At 46.4% G+C, this 14,782-nt stretch carries 12 protein-coding genes and 1 pseudogene; all 13 read left to right on the top strand.

The annotated features are described in order from the left end of the window. The first annotated feature begins 3 nt into the window (after positions 1-3). Entirely contained in the window at positions 4-1,908 is a 1,905-nt protein-coding gene (locus tag WG8_RS17575; protein ID WP_007431568.1) for a PP2C family protein-serine/threonine phosphatase, read from the top strand. 52 nt (positions 1,909-1,960) lie between these two features. Next, positions 1,961-3,280, top strand: coding sequence for a hypothetical protein (locus tag WG8_RS17570; RefSeq protein ID WP_007431567.1), 1,320 nt, complete (start codon positions 1,961-1,963; stop codon positions 3,278-3,280). Beyond that, positions 3,277-3,966: a hypothetical protein gene (locus tag WG8_RS17565; RefSeq protein WP_007431566.1), complete on the top strand. Its 690-nt coding sequence runs from the start codon at positions 3,277-3,279 to the stop codon at positions 3,964-3,966. The genes WG8_RS17570 and WG8_RS17565 overlap by 4 nt, the downstream gene beginning before the upstream one ends. A gap of 32 nt (positions 3,967-3,998) precedes the next feature. Beyond that, the gene (locus tag WG8_RS17560; RefSeq protein ID WP_007431565.1) at positions 3,999-6,650 is read left to right on the top strand and encodes a hypothetical protein; all 2,652 of its coding nucleotides are present in this window, start codon (positions 3,999-4,001) and stop codon (positions 6,648-6,650) included. A gap of 65 nt (positions 6,651-6,715) precedes the next feature. After that, a complete protein-coding gene (locus WG8_RS17555; protein WP_007431564.1) occupies positions 6,716-7,228 on the top strand; it encodes an RDD family protein in 513 nt (170 codons plus the stop codon). Between the two features lie 54 nt (positions 7,229-7,282). After that, the gene (locus tag WG8_RS17550) at positions 7,283-7,867 is read left to right on the top strand and encodes an RDD family protein (RefSeq protein WP_007431563.1); all 585 of its coding nucleotides are present in this window, start codon (positions 7,283-7,285) and stop codon (positions 7,865-7,867) included. Positions 7,868-7,912: 45 nt separating this feature from the next. Next, complete coding sequence (locus tag WG8_RS17545; RefSeq protein ID WP_007431562.1) at positions 7,913-8,689, top strand: hypothetical protein; 777 nt, start codon at positions 7,913-7,915, stop codon at positions 8,687-8,689. A gap of 24 nt (positions 8,690-8,713) precedes the next feature. Then, positions 8,714-9,340 (top strand): hypothetical protein, encoded by a 627-nt coding sequence (locus WG8_RS17540; RefSeq protein ID WP_007431561.1) that lies wholly within the window; start codon positions 8,714-8,716, stop codon positions 9,338-9,340. Then, positions 9,337-10,830: a phage baseplate assembly protein V gene (locus WG8_RS17535; protein WP_007431560.1), complete on the top strand. Its 1,494-nt coding sequence runs from the start codon at positions 9,337-9,339 to the stop codon at positions 10,828-10,830. Before WG8_RS17540 ends, WG8_RS17535 begins: the two co-directional genes overlap by 4 nt. Before the next feature lie 43 nt (positions 10,831-10,873). Then, a complete protein-coding gene (locus WG8_RS17530) occupies positions 10,874-12,013 on the top strand; it encodes a pentapeptide repeat-containing protein (RefSeq protein ID WP_043891212.1) in 1,140 nt (379 codons plus the stop codon). Positions 12,014-12,061: 48 nt separating this feature from the next. After that, positions 12,062-12,604: a hypothetical protein gene (locus WG8_RS17525; RefSeq protein WP_007431558.1), complete on the top strand. Its 543-nt coding sequence runs from the start codon at positions 12,062-12,064 to the stop codon at positions 12,602-12,604. After that, positions 12,601-13,074 (top strand): DUF4280 domain-containing protein, encoded by a 474-nt coding sequence (locus tag WG8_RS17520; protein WP_007431557.1) that lies wholly within the window; start codon positions 12,601-12,603, stop codon positions 13,072-13,074. Before WG8_RS17525 ends, WG8_RS17520 begins: the two co-directional genes overlap by 4 nt. Before the next feature lie 32 nt (positions 13,075-13,106). After that, a pseudogene (locus WG8_RS17515) lies at positions 13,107-14,782 on the top strand (contractile injection system protein, VgrG/Pvc8 family); the annotation flags it as partial.

Raw genomic sequence — 14,782 nt, 5'->3', positions numbered from 1 at the left:
GCGATGCGCAAGGACAACAGCGATTTTAGTACCGCCTTTGTGTCGGAAGCGGGCTCTTACATAGACAACCGGGACTATTTTGCATTCATGGAGACGGACGACATGGCCTGTTATGTCCTCGCAGACGGTCTGGATTCGGATCAGGAGCTGCACAGCGCGGAAATGGTTGTCAAAACGGTGCTGGAAAATTTCATGGAGAAGCCTTCCATGTCCAAGCGGCGCCTGATGAGAGATCTGCGTGAAGCGCAGGAATGGCTGCAATTCGAAAGCCGCCGTGTTCGGCTCAAGGCCAGTCTGTTGATGGTAGTGACCAACTACAACAAAATGGTGTACGTTTCGTGTGGTAATGTGCGACTATATCATTTTCGCAATGGACGGCTTAATTTTCGCAGTAAGGATCACAGCTTGGCACAGTCATTGGCAGATGACGGGCGCATTCCGGACGAAGCGACCAGCACTCACGAGGAACGGGGGAATCTGCTGGAGTACCTGGGAAATCCGAATGGGGTTCATGCCCATTATGCCAAAAAGACGCAGCTTGCAGATGGAGATGTCATGCTGCTGGCCACATCCGGGATGTGGGAAGATGTTGAACTGGCGGAAATGCTCGGTGCGCTGGAGGAAGCGAAGGACCCGGTCATGCTGACGGATACGCTGGAAGAGGTGCTGCTGAGCAAGCAGCGCCGGGCGGTGAACAATTATACAGCCGCGGCCATTTATGTAAACAAAGTATTTCAGGAAAAACCTAAAAACCGTCGCAAGCTGATCAAACGGATTTTGATTGCTTTACTTGTTTTTATCGTTGTAGGCGGTGGAGCATGGATTACGCTGGCGCGTATGGCTGCGAATAAGGCAGCAGCGCTGGAAACGATGATCGAATCGGCCCAGACGGCAGATGATTACGCAAGAGCAGGGGATTATGCGAAGGCGCTCAAATCCTACAGCGAGGCGAAAAATGCCGCAATTAAAATCAACGATAAGATTCATAAGAGGTTGTATACGGCTGAGCAGAAAGTTTCTCAACTGGTGGTTGACGGAGATGACTATGTGGAAAAGGCGGACTTTGCCAAAGCCGAAGCCAGCTACGAAAAAGCAAGGAAAAGCGCGGGACTGTATCCACCGTTTAATGTGAAGGATATTGAGCATAAAATCGATCAGCTGGACAGCTATGCCGAGACGGCGAGCTGGATGAAGGACGGAGATTTGAAATTTCAGGGCGGCGATTACACGAATGCGCTTAAGCTGTATCAAAAAGCAAACAAGGCTGCGATGGAATCCGGGTATACGTCCGTGCAAAAAGAGCTGGAGAAGAAGATTACCGAAACCAATGATAAATTGGCATCTATCCAGCAGCAGCTGAAGGAGATTCAAGCCGGCAAGCTTCAGGCCAAAGGGGATCGGCTGATGAAGGATCTCGATTATGAAGGAGCCGTTGACGCCTATAGCGGTGCACAGGAGATTTATCAGGAGATCGATAAGCTTGAAAGCGTGCTGGCCATGGAGCGGAGCATCGCGAAGGCAGAGGAGAAGCAGAGCGCGGAGCAGCAGAAAAATGGTCAGCTTCAAGCCGGATTGGGCTTGCCTGACGGAGCGTTGAACGATGCGAACGCAGAGGACGTGGCGGGCACTGGTTTGACCTCCGCAACCGCAGCCCCTGCTGCTGATTCGCAGACAAAGGCTACGTCGACGGGCTCTACGGGGACTGGCTCTGCAAGTACATCGGCCGTGAAGAAGGAAGCCTCCTCGCCTTCAACTTCGACTGCGAAAAGCAGCAGTACGGGCGATGGAAACGCCTCTTCGGCAAAAGCGGCCACGAGCAAGGAGCAGGGAGCTGCTGATTCCGCTTCTAAAACAGCAGGGGCGTCCGATTCAGTAAGCCAGGATCAGGCTGCCGTGAACGGAAGTTAAGTTTTTCATGTTCAATGAATGCATGCTGGAGCCGAAAAAGGAGTGAAACGCCGTGAAAGAACTGGTGCAGGACCGTTTGAGCAAGATGGATGATCTGGAGCAGAGACGTTTACTGAAAAATATGATGGCGGGGGTGTTTATGAACCTCGTCGAATATCAGGAAGAGATGACCCGCCAGCTGGAACGGCGGGTATTTGAGGAAATAGAGAATACGGAAGAAAAGTTTGATGTGTATGTATCACTGACATCGCGTGAGGACTACGATCCGATTCATGAGTTTTTATATCCGGTGTTACCGTCTGATACAGAGGACAAGAAAGTGGACATCAGCCGTGTAGCGGAGGTGGTTCGCGAAGGCGGAGCGATGCCGCTGTTTACGCTTTTTCTGGAGATGGAGACCGAACGAATCGCAGCGCTGGTACACAGCAAGCGAATTTTTGCAGGAATGCTGGTCACGGAAACCGGAAATTATCCCATTCGCTTTCGTCTGGAGCACAACCGTTCCTATATTTTGGAGATTGAAAAGCTGTATCATATGTTTTTGCAAAATGGTATGCCGTGGAAAACGATTAATCATCCGTACGCACATAAATTCGTCGACTGCGTGTTGATTGGGGGAGACGGGGAGCCCGCAGCACACGAAGAAATTCATGAAATTACGATCTCGTTGGAGGAGTTCGACGCTTTTAAGAAAGGCGATGTTTTTCCGCTTTGGAACATTGAACGGCTCTCTCTAAAGAACAGCGGTTTCCCGATACCCGCTATGGATCGCGTGAACTTTGAGCATGTGCTGCCTTTGCGTAAAACAGGACCTGAGCACGGCTATCTGATCGACGGCGCTGAAGGGGATATCCGGTATATCAAGCGTACGGAAGAAGAACTGACCATTGTCACGCCACGGGATAAATCCGGTGAATGGAATGTGTTAAAGGTTACGAAGCCAGTCACGACGAGACTTAGCCGGCAGACATATCCAGTGTTGTCCAATCGGCGGCAGGACAGCTTTTTGGGACGCTATGCAGGCAAGCAGGCCGTGATTGTCCGGGCCAAAGCGGAAATCACGCGTATCGTTAACTCGTTTGAAGCAGCCCAGGGGCTGGAGCTGGAACGTGTGGATATCTGGGGAGGCACCGGTAGAAATGATATAAGCAACCTTGTATCCAAAACCCAGACGTATCCGCTAAACCCGTTTGTCAGCGATAATGTGCGGACGGTGGAAGGCAAGCAGATCATGCGGCTGGGGTTCAGACGCGGCTCTGAAGAAGCTGCGCCAGCCTCACCTGCTTACATGTTATCCGACTTAATGAGCTTTCTGGTGTCGGAAGTGCAGATGTATTTTCCAGAGTACAAATGTGAAGGAGAATGGGTGTGAATTATGTCTGGGATTTGCTCATGCGCGCGCGGGAACAGGAGCTGGACGTGGATAAATTCCGTTTCGTACCCGCTGTCAGCTATTCTCCGTATATGGAGCTTAGTCTGGTAGATTTAAATACTTCGGAGCTGGAGCAGGTGGTGGAAATCAATCCGTACTACCGCTTTTATTCTATTTTTCGGGACCTGTTTCCACCGGATGCAGAAGATTGTCTGGAGCTAAGGGAATCGCTGTTTGATATCATGATGCATTTTCTGGCGGAAATTGATTTGTATCAGGGGATGAATCGGCGCGAGTATCACATCCGGTTTGTTCAGCGTGATATTGCTGACGGCATTTTTGGCCCGAAGGTGAAGGGGAGTTTTGAACAATTAAACCGCGAGGAGCAGGATGCGATTGCCGAAGGACTGCTGCGCCTGTATGAGACAGGGGAAGCTGTGCATCTGTTAAAAGAAACGATGCGGCGCGTTTTTCATCGCTCGATCATTTATGCCAATTGTGAGGAAAAAGATGAACTGCTCGTTTATATCGGCCAGGAGGAAACGCAGCTGTCACGGCTGAAGGTGGATTTGATTCTGGATTTGTTTCTTCCGGCACGTTTTACGACTGAGCTGTATTGGACAAGTCATTTCGGCATTTTGGAGGCAGATCCTACGATGAAAATAGACGCTATCGCCCTCTATTAAAGGCCAAGTGGCTCAGAAAGGACATGTGAACGATGAACGGACCCTATACATACAGATTGCTTAACCCGCTCACCGATCGAAAAAGCGCTCGCTTCACGGCGAAATATACGCGGGCGGAATTGGAGCAAATGACGACCTTCCAGTTGCACGGGATATGCGATAAGGAGCGTCTGGTCGAGGGCTTTGCCAATCGCCTGACGCGTGAAGAACTCATTCGCGTCATTTTGCGGTTTCGGAGCGCAGAGGAGCATTTACTTATCACAAGACCCAACCCCGGCGGCTTTGAACGTATGGAATCAGCACTCCGGCGAAATTGGAATGACCGTCGGCAGGAGAGCGGCGGCATCCGGGTTCCCGCCAAAATTACGCTATATCAGGGTGTGCGGACAGGTCGTATGGACAACTACCGAATCGAGTCCGATCTGCCTTGGTTAAGCTCATCTAATGTGCTGCTGGTGAACGCGATGGGAGAACTGTGCGGTGTTCTGAATGTGGTGAAGGATGAGGAACGGACAGGCGCATATTATCTATCGCGGCATCGTGATGCTGAACTGCGAGAAACGGCCAACCATAGCTATAGCCTGCTGTTTCTGCGAAGACAGGAATCGGAATATTTTTATAATCTCTACTATGGGGATAAGCCGATGCTGCCGCTGAAGCTGCAGGGTCACCGAGTTCCGGTAGCAGAGCTGATCATTCGGGGCACTGAAACAACAGATGCCGTACTGGCCATCGATTTTGGCACTTCGAACACAACGGCAGGCTCTTATTTGGATAGCTCCTATGTCACAGCCCCAGATACAGGCATGAGCAGCACGGTACAGCTGAACGCGATCAATTATGTGTCATTTCCCGGCCCGGCAGGTGCGGAAGGCGACTGGATCGAAGTGCTGCCGACCGCTATTCGCGTGGCGGACTGCACTAATCCGGAGCATATCGTTTATGTCTTCGGGGAGGAAGCATTGCGTGGAACAGACGTGGCGGGCAGCCGTGCGACGGTATTTCGGGGCATCAAGCGTTGGGTCAACGATTACAAGCGAATCGAGGAATTAATGGATTCGGAGGGGAATACAGCGACCGCTTCTCGCAGCGATATTTTGGCGGCGTTTATCCGTTATGTGATAGGCACCGCTGAGCAGCAATTCAAGTGCCGGTTTCGCAATCTGCACTTTTCTGCTCCCGTCAAGCTGCAGCCACAGTTTATTGAGATGTTTACCGACATTTTGCCAGATTATCGGATTGAAGCGGAGGATGCGCTGGATGAAGGGCTGGCTGTGCTGTACAACACGCTGGCAGATCAGATGGAGCGAGGAACTTTTGCGGACGGTGAGGAGTATCAGGCACTTGTCATTGATTGCGGTGGAGGCACGACAGATTTGTCATCCTGCCGATTCCGGATTGAGGATGGACGTATCGCTTACAAGCTGGATATTCACACGACGTATGAAAATGGGGATACCAATTTTGGCGGAAACAATCTCACGTATCGGATTATGCAGTTTATGAAAATCGTGTTTGCAGGTTATTATGCAGCCGAAACCAGATTGCCTGACACCGATATTGATGCACTGATCGGTATTCCTTCAGGGGATTTGTACCGTCATGTGGATGAGTTTGGCGTAGATGCTGTTTATGCGGGGCTGGAGGAGCGCTATCACGAGGCAGAGGCTATTTTGCCTACAGCGTTCAAACGATATGAGCATGCGACACGGGATGAATATCAGCGGGTGCTGAGTAATTTTCATCTGCTGTGGAGTGCGGCAGAAAATATGAAAAAGGAGTTTTTTCTGCGTACAGGCATATTGCGCAGCCGCTTCGAGTCCGAGCAGGTATTATCAGCCGAAAGTGACCTGAACATTGCGGTGTTGGACCGCTGGCTGGTTTCAGTCATCGAAAACGGACGTTTTCGCGATGAATATGGCTTGCCTGATGTGGTGTTTAACATTCGGGAGATACAGCAGCTTCTTAAGGCGGATATCTACAATATTGTGCGCAAGTTTCTGGATGATTTTTATCAGGAGGGACGCTTGCAGGACTATTCCATTATCAAGCTGACCGGGCAGTCCTGCCGGATTGACGTATTTCGCGAAGCACTGAAGGAGTTTGTGCCAGGGCGCAGCATTGAATTCCGGCAGAAAGCGGAAGACCTGAGCCGGGTGCCTGAGCTGAAAATGGCCTGCCTGCGCGGAGCTATCCGTTACCTGAATGCGAAAAAAATGGGCACGATTGAGCCTGTCATTACCAATCATATTCCGGCTATTCCGTACACCGTTAGCGCCTGGACGCATACGGGGCGTGAAAAAGAGCTGATTGCCAGCCTGGAAAGCGATCGGGTGCGCGGCTCCATTTCCCGACCGTCTCACGCGGCTGAGATCGAGTTTTTCCTGACGGCAGGCGGCGGCAAGCTGCGTCAGCGCCATGTGTACCGCAGCCGGCCGGAAGCCTTTGAGCCTATGCCGTATGAGGAAATCGCCGTGCTGTACGGGCGGGATATCCCGCAGGATGATACCGACTCCATTCGCAATGAGGAAACGAAATATTTTGTTTTTGCTGGCGACAGCCGTTGGGGCTTTTATGTAGTACCGATTACCCGCCGGGATGAATTGCTGTATCTGGGGCCCAAACGTTTTTTTGCCTTCGAAAATGATCTTTCCGAGCTGGATTTCTTTGACGGTACGAAGTAGGACAGGCTGAGGATTTTTCAAAATCCTGAATATGAAAAGTACACACAACACTTGGAGGGGATAACATGCTGTATGCGGGTTTTTGGAAACGGGTTTTGGCCCATATTATCGACAGTCTTATTTTAGGGTTCGTGTTTATGATTATTGGTTTGATCTGGGGTGTAATTCAGCTTTTTGGGAACTGGATGCCGTCCCCGGCAGAAACCTCAATACTGACAGACGGACCGTCTGCTATTTTTACAATGCGATTATTAGGACAGACTCTGCTGAATTTGGGGGCTTCATGGCTGTATTTTGCAATCATGGAATCATCCAAATGCAGAGCTACGGTGGGTAAGCTGGCTCTCGGCATCGTTGTAGTAGATGAATTTAACCAAAAGCTGAGCTTTGGACGTGCGAGTGCTCGTTATTGGAGTAAGTTAATTTCCTCCATCATTTTGATGATCGGCTTTATCATGACGGCTTTCACGGCCAAAAAACAGGCTCTTCACGATCTGATCGCCCATACCTATGTTGTGGACAAACGCGAGCTGAATTATATCCTTCAGAAGCAGTCTGGGCGGGGAGCCGGGATGTAAAAGTAGATCATAAATTCTATAAAACGTAGTTTTCAATCAGGGGGAACATCTGGAATGTACGCAGGTTTTTGGAAAAGGTTTTTCGCCTATTTGCTAGATTATGTTGTTTTGTATGTAGGTACGATGATCATTGTATTGCTTACCACTTTGCTAGGGATATTAACTTCTCTCATCCCTGTATGGGGAAGCACGCTGTATCCTTCGGTATATACTTTCCATGTGGCACAGTTATTTTATGGATTGGGAACTATTTCACGAGTATTTGTTTTGTTTTCGATAGGCTGGCTGTACTACGCTATCATGGAATCGTCTAAATTTAGAGGAACCTTAGGTAAGCTCGCTTTGGGGATTATTGTCGTAGATGAATACAATGAAAAAATAACTTTCGGACGTGCGAGTGCTCGCTACTGGAGTAGAATCATTACATTTTTCACTATATTTGTCGGCTATATCATGGCAGCTTTCACAGCAAAAAAGCAGACACTGCATGACAAAATCGCTCGTACCTATGTGGTGAACAAAAATTGGCTGGACTACTCGGAGTATATTAAGCAAAATCCACCGCTGGCAGAGGTGCTTGTCCCGGCTCCTGCGCCTGGCGTGAATCGGTTGTCTATACCTCTAAATAAAGAAGAGTAGACAAGACAGTAATGATGGCGCAGAGCGAAGAGAGGAGGAAAACACATGTTAACCCATATCGTGCCGAAGTTTGAGAAAGGCCGTATTCTCAAAACCGAGATGCTGGAGAACCTGCGGGACTACCCCCGCAGCTTTCTCGATATCCGGTATCAGGATTATTCGGATGGCATCATTACCGGGATGAACGTGACCGTCGGGGAACACACGCTGACCGTAGGCAGAGGCATTGTGAAGCATAAGGGCAGACTGTACCTGCTAGAGCAGGAGGAGGAAGTACCGTATACAGCCACCGGGCGGCTGTCGGTGTTGAAAATGCTCTTTTTGGAACAAACAGATCGCCCGGATTTCACCGCTCATCACGCAGATATCGTGCTGGAGGATGAGGCAGAGATCGGTCTGGATGAGGTAGAGCTGGGCAGATTCAAGCTCAAAGATGGAGCCGTGCTTCGTTCGGATTATCAGGATTTTGCCGACATGGCAACCGAATTCAATACATGGAGTGATATTCATGCTCCCTTTTCGGGCCTGAAGCAGAGTACATTACGCCCGGAGACGATGCGGTACTTTGCGTCCGAGCTGCTAAAAAGTGGTACAACAGATCCGATGGATTGCATGTTTTCGCTCATGTGCCTGAACCTGGAAGCTGTAGACAAGGAATCCATTCAGCATTACATCGCCAACAGAAGCGGTACGGAGTACAGGGAATATTCACATGCTCAGCTGCATAGACAGCTGGTGCTGATCCTGGAAGGAGCCGGGAGGGGTAAGCGCACAGCAGGCCGCTGGCAAGGCGGCGGAGCCGGGCGGATGATTGTGGATTAGTAAATATGTGGAGGAGTGAGCATTATGAAATATTTGGACGAGGAAATTGCCAAGCTGGAAAAAGAGCAGCGGAACCAACAGATTCCGAATGAACCTTCTGTTAACTCTGCGATGAATGATTTTGAGCACGAAGAAGAGCAACAGTGGAGGGCTGAAGATATCATCAAAGGAGTAGAGAAAGGAAGCTTGGACAATGATGCCATTCAATTGGAATTTGGAAGGTTGAATGTAATGAAGACAGGTCTAAGTATAAACTTCCCAACAGATTTTTTTGTCTGCACCCTTGAAACTGATGAGCATATGGTTTTTTGCAATGACGAACATGAAATTAACGTTATTTTTAATTGGATAGAGGCAAAAGAAAAATTTTCTATGAAGCATATGAAAGATTCCATGCTTCAACAATTTCATGCGATGGAGATGCCAATCAGTTGGGTCGAGGATGGTACGGTTAATCATGACCCATTAGAGCCTCATTATTGTCTGTTCACCAACAACGTGGCTAATGGAGTAGTGTTCAATTATTTATGCTTTGTAGAAAAAGGTAATCATCAGCTCATTATTAATGTGAACGGTAGTGATCGACAACGAAGCTTATGGAAGTGGATTACCGAAGGTATGATTTCATCACTGGAGGTGAATAGCAAATGAGTACACCTATTCTTGCTTATGACAACGTTAAAATAAGTCCTTTTGAGCAGGTGAAGTTAAAAGAGTTAAAAATTATTCATCAGGTGAATGAACACGGCAAACTTTCCTTTACCGGTACGATCACCGAAGAGCAAAAGGATAAATATGTTCACTCCATTCAGGCTCAGACACCGGTGGAAGTATACCAGGTTTTGGAGGGCGGTGGACGGAAAGAGCTGTTTTGCGGATTAATTAGCATGATGGAAATTCAGAAAGTGCTCGATGTGTATTACCTTAAAGCGGAGGCCCATACCTATTCTTATTTATTGGATATGCAAATTAAAACTCGATCCTACCAGAATGCGTCACTTAACTATTCACGCCTGATTAAAGAAGTTGGCGGAGGATACGATGATTTTGATGTTATATATTCTGCTGACCGTGATGAGAGTATTGGGAATTTTGTCCTTCAATATCACGAAACAGACTGGACCTTTTTAAAACGGATGGCTGCCCGTGTGAACACGGTACTAATGCCAGTGGGCAAATTTAAAAGCATAAAAACATTCTTTGGCATTCCTGATGATGAAGCAACCGAACGCCTGGAAAACTTTAATTATACCGTCAAAAAGAATTTGTCAGAATATTTGGTACATTCCAAAAATCATCAGACAGACGTTCATGAGACGGATTTTGTGTATTACGAGATTGAAACTCATAAAATATTAAACCTGGGCGATGCTATTCGTTTTCAAGATAGACCCTATTTTATCCAGAAAAGTATATCAACCATGGAAAAGGGATTAATCGTTCACCGCTATACGCTTGCAAGTCGCTTAGGAATCAATCGTGCCAAACCTTATAACGAACGGATACGTGGTGCTTCCATAGGGGGAAGGGTACTAGCGATCAAGCGGGATACAGTAAAAGTTCATTTGGAAATTGATAATCATCAGGATGAAGGAACTGCCTACTGGTTTCCATATTCAACAGTATACGCTTCAGAGGATGGAAGCGGCTGGTACTGCATGCCCGAAAAGGGAGATAGCGTACGAGTGAATTTACCGAGCCAATGGGAAGATGCAGCTTTTGCCATCAGTTCAGTTAATTCGTATTCGGAGGACTCTGCACAGCATGGGAGCATTTCCGGTGGGGGAGGAAGCGCATCAGGTGGAAGTGGCAATTCTTCAGGGGACCGGATGTCTGATCCGAATGTACGATATTTCCGAAATCCAGCAGGGATGGAAGTTAAGCTCACGCCGGAACATGTGGAGATTTCAGCTAACGGAGGACAGGCGCTTGTGAAGCTGGAGGCTAGTGGTACAGTCACAATCATCGGACAAAAAGAAGTATCACTGCACTCTAAAGAAAACGTAAAAATAAGAGCTGAAAAGACATTGATGATGACCGCCACAGATGAAATTGTAATTGGAAGCGATAAGGGGGGGAAGATCACTCTCGATCAGGCAGGAAATGCCAAGCTTGCAGGTACCGAAGTATTCACGAACTAATCTTCTTGTCAACCTGAAGTAGCAAGGGAGGTCAACCTTAACGATGAAACGTCATGAAGCTTTATTACATTTAAGAGAAAACAGTGTCCTAAAATATCGTATAGAACAGATTGCAGCCTTACACGAATACTTGATAAACAATCGTGATGAACTCACGAGACAAATTCTTTCTGTTTTTAAGGATAGTTGTATACAAGCTCTCAACTTGCAGAAGAAATGTGATAAAGGAAAGATTCAGCATATACATTTTACTTTTTTTAGACATCGTGTAATTAATCATGATGCAAGTTGTCGGATATATTTTTATGATCATCAAGGCTATATAGACCCGGTAGAATGTACAAAGGAATATGATGCTAACTGGGTATTTTACTTTCTGGATATCTTTGAGGGTCAGCTTACACAAGATAGTAAAAAATATGTCAATAAAATTTATTCTGCTGATATATCTCAAATTAAGAGAGAAGAAGCCTCGCTTTATGTAAATTACATGGCTAACTTAATAAGACATGTCATGAAAGATGCAGTAGAGACGGAGGAATTTATAGCGTTAGGCAAGGACGACGAGGTGTATATTCGCGTGGGCGAGTATAAGGATTTTAATGAGCTTGTATATAAATTCAACTCTAAAGAGCAGCAAAGTACGGAGGTTAGAAGCAGACTTGATCCTAATGAAAATGATCAATATGCACATGAAAGTTTTAGGAATCTAGATCTTAGTCATATGTATTTTAAGCTAGTTAACTTATGCTACAGCCATTTTTCCAAAACTTCATTGGTAGGGAGCTATTTGGTAGGATGCCCTCTCATTGGTGCAGATTTTCGTAATGCTAATCTACAAGAGGCCAACTTGGATTACAGCTTAATCCACGGTGCGGATTTTAGAGGGGCCAATCTATGTAGAGCTCAACTAGAAGAGGTTCAAGGAAGTTTTGTTGTACCCACAGAAAAGGAATTTCACATTCCCCCGTTTATGGAAACGAACTTTGCTGGAGCCAATTTAGAAGAGGTGAGTTTCAAGGGAGCAGACTTGAGAGGTGCTAATTTCAGAGGGGCTTTGTTAAAAGAGACGGATTTTTCCCAGGCCAATCTGGAAGGCGCTATGTTCCTTCAAAAAGATATTAAAATATTGAAGTTAAATGGACAGCAGCTTGATAGTATACAGGTATGTTCTAATGTCTGAATTTTCAGAGTCACTAGACACAATGAGTGGTGTGTCAAGGAGGGAAGTATGGAATACTTTATCATTTCACAGGATAAAAGTCTTGAGGATCACCTGATCACTTTTGAGGGATTAAAGGCAGCCAACTCTACGTTGGAGGTAACAACGGATCAAGCAGAAGCTATTAAAGATCTGACCGTTGTATTCGTGAACGGAGATGAAGACCATGTTTGTCCGGATTTTATTGAACGCCCGGTACTACTCGTATCCGACACGCTAAAAAAAGTTATCTCTATGTATGACGAGCGTGTGATTTTTAAGTGTGCTGTATTAACAAATATAAAAATGGAATCCCAGAGTACCTACTGGCTGATGCTTGTTGATCGATTGGACTGTTTATCAGATCAAACCGTTTTTGATAAGGCAGGAAGAATACAGCATATTGTTATTGATTCGGAGAAGGCGCGTGGACATGCTGTTTTTCGCATTAAAGGTATTGACGAGACGATGCTTGTTATCAATCTGGACATAACCGAAAGCATTTTAAGGAGGGAGCTGTTTGGAATGAAAATAGAGAAGGTAGAAACTTACAGTGGGAGGCTGAAGCTATGAGTGGTGACAAGAGTTTTGTGGTGCACGGTGCCTTCGCAATTTGTGACCAAGGGTCAAGACCAGCGAGAATTATCGTACCTGCAAGTCATGGAGAATACATACATGAACAACCCCAACTGAATATTCATGACTTTTTCCCCGAGCGAAATGTTCGTCCCTTTGGCGTGTGCAAGAGCCTCAAAAACCCGGCAGTACAAGCTGAAATGAAAAAGGTAGAAGAAGCCGTAAAGGCTCCTAAACAGGATGTCGGCTGGTTTAACTCTCTATTTATGAAAGAAGAAGATATTCCTCTTGAGCAGCTCCCCCCGCCAGAATGTGTGGCTATGTGTACTCCTAAAATAGTCAGACCTTGGGATTTTGGAAAAGAGGATGTCAAAGTGGGCCCCACGGATGCAATGTTAAACAGTTGCTGTAACTCTTGCTTGTTTGGCGGCAACATTACCATAGTTGATAATGGACAACGTAAATAAGTCAAATCATTAAAGAAGGGAGGTAAATCGATATGGAAACTTTTTATGCCGGATTAATACTTGATTTCCCGTATAACATTCAGAGGGTAGAACAATTAAGCTTATTGCAAAAAATAAATGAACATGCGGTTCTTCGTTTTAAAGCCGTTATCCCTGAACATCATGGCGAGAGCCTGCAGAGAATGAGTGTTGATGATAAGGTTTCACTTTTTAAAGCCCATCCGATAGATGCAAAAAAGGAAAAATCAATTTTTAAAGGAATCATCAAACAAGCGGTTGTGCAGCATGTGCAGGGGGTGAATTATTTAGAGATTGAAGCTATATCATTCACGTACCAGTTGGATTTGGAGTGGAAAGAACGATCGTTTCAAAACAAGCAAAAAACGTACGGGCAAATTGTAGACAACCTATTAGAAGATTACCCTGGAGCACATTGCTCAGATGAAACGATAGGAAATATCAAGACAGGGCAGTTACTTTTGCAATATGAAGAGACGGATTGGCAATTCATCAAGCGTATGGCCTCTCATTTACATACCGTTGTGATCCCGGTTATGTCCGAAGAGACTCCGTCATTTTTGCTGGGTATACCAGAGGGGCAGGAGACGGCTGAGTTGGAAAATGATTCTTATACGATACAAAGTCGTTTTGAATCATCTTCCCAAATGGCGTACGTGACTGATCATACTTTGTTTAAAGTGGAGAGCAGAGCGGCATTAGGACTAGGAGCACAAGTTGATTTTCAGCATAAAGCGTATGTTGTATGTGAAGTAGCAGCATCTGTTGTCAAAGGGGAACTGCTATATATATATACGTTAACTTCGCGAAGTACTATCAAAACCAATAAAATAATGAACGCTGCTATTCAAGGGCTTTCTTTGGAGGGACGGATTACACAGATATCCCGTAATCAGATCAAACTGCATTTGGATATTGACTCCACAAATGACGACGCAGGTACTTGCTGGTTCCCCTATTCCACGGGCATGGATAATCAAAGTGCCTACATGATGCCCAAGCCGGGCTCTCCGATCAAGCTTCATTTCCCAACGGCTTTGGAAACAGGAGCTATTGCGGTAAGCTCCGTTCGAAGAGGGGTTGAACAAAGCAAATATAGCCAGAAATCTTCCGATCCTGTTATTAAGTCATTAACGAATGACTCGGATAAGGAAATGAGGCTAACGGGTCAGGATGTTGTATTTGCGGCCAATAGTCAGGAAAGCATTAAGCTCCAGCTTACAGGCGACGGAAAGGTTGAAATCCTCTCTGATACGGATATGTGTGTTAAGGCCACCACAGATTTCATTATTGATCTTGCTGGTGAAATGCCGGCCCCAAAGCAAATTCAATTGACAGCTGGTGAACTTGTAGCTATTTCCCGTAGTCCGGTAGAAGGGGTAAATCCGGAACAGGTGATCTGGATTGAGGACACAAGCAATGCTCAAGCTGCCACGATCTTTTATGAGGGCAAACCTGGTAAAGCTCCAGCAGTACAATACGATGATAGTGCTCTAATTGCTCAGGATAAACAGGTGATGGAACAGGTAAATAATAACGCGGCAGCTAAACGTCAAGCCCTCGTGAATAAGTTGGAGGCAGGCAAGCAAAAAGTAGGCTTTGGAAAAATAGCCATGATTATTGGAGCAGTGGCTGGGGGTGTTGCGGTAACTGTTTTAACAGCGGGTGCAGCTGCTCCTTTAGTTGTGGC

Origin of the sequence: Paenibacillus sp. Aloe-11 (assembly GCF_000245715.1) — a bacterium.
Taxonomy (GTDB): Bacteria; Bacillota; Bacilli; order Paenibacillales; family Paenibacillaceae; genus Paenibacillus; species Paenibacillus kribbensis.
The sequence above is the reverse complement of the archived record's forward strand: the minus strand, read 5'-3'. Positions and strand labels throughout refer to the sequence as shown.

What these genes read in the sequence shown, in the direction of transcription:
- WG8_RS17535 (WP_007431560.1), top strand. Translation starts at nt 9,337, where the DNA reads ATGAGTACACCTATTCTTGCTTATGACAACGTTAAAATAAGTCCTTTT.
- WG8_RS17520 (WP_007431557.1), top strand. Translation starts at nt 12,601, where the DNA reads ATGAGTGGTGACAAGAGTTTTGTGGTGCACGGTGCCTTCGCAATTTGT.
- WG8_RS17560 (WP_007431565.1), top strand. Translation starts at nt 3,999, where the DNA reads ATGAACGGACCCTATACATACAGATTGCTTAACCCGCTCACCGATCGA.
- WG8_RS17555 (WP_007431564.1), top strand. Translation starts at nt 6,716, where the DNA reads ATGCTGTATGCGGGTTTTTGGAAACGGGTTTTGGCCCATATTATCGAC.
- WG8_RS17530 (WP_043891212.1), top strand. Translation starts at nt 10,874, where the DNA reads ATGAAACGTCATGAAGCTTTATTACATTTAAGAGAAAACAGTGTCCTA.
- WG8_RS17550 (WP_007431563.1), top strand. Translation starts at nt 7,283, where the DNA reads ATGTACGCAGGTTTTTGGAAAAGGTTTTTCGCCTATTTGCTAGATTAT.
- WG8_RS17545 (WP_007431562.1), top strand. Translation starts at nt 7,913, where the DNA reads ATGTTAACCCATATCGTGCCGAAGTTTGAGAAAGGCCGTATTCTCAAA.
- WG8_RS17540 (WP_007431561.1), top strand. Translation starts at nt 8,714, where the DNA reads ATGAAATATTTGGACGAGGAAATTGCCAAGCTGGAAAAAGAGCAGCGG.
- WG8_RS17525 (WP_007431558.1), top strand. Translation starts at nt 12,062, where the DNA reads ATGGAATACTTTATCATTTCACAGGATAAAAGTCTTGAGGATCACCTG.
- WG8_RS17575 (WP_007431568.1), top strand. Translation starts at nt 4, where the DNA reads ATGCGCAAGGACAACAGCGATTTTAGTACCGCCTTTGTGTCGGAAGCG.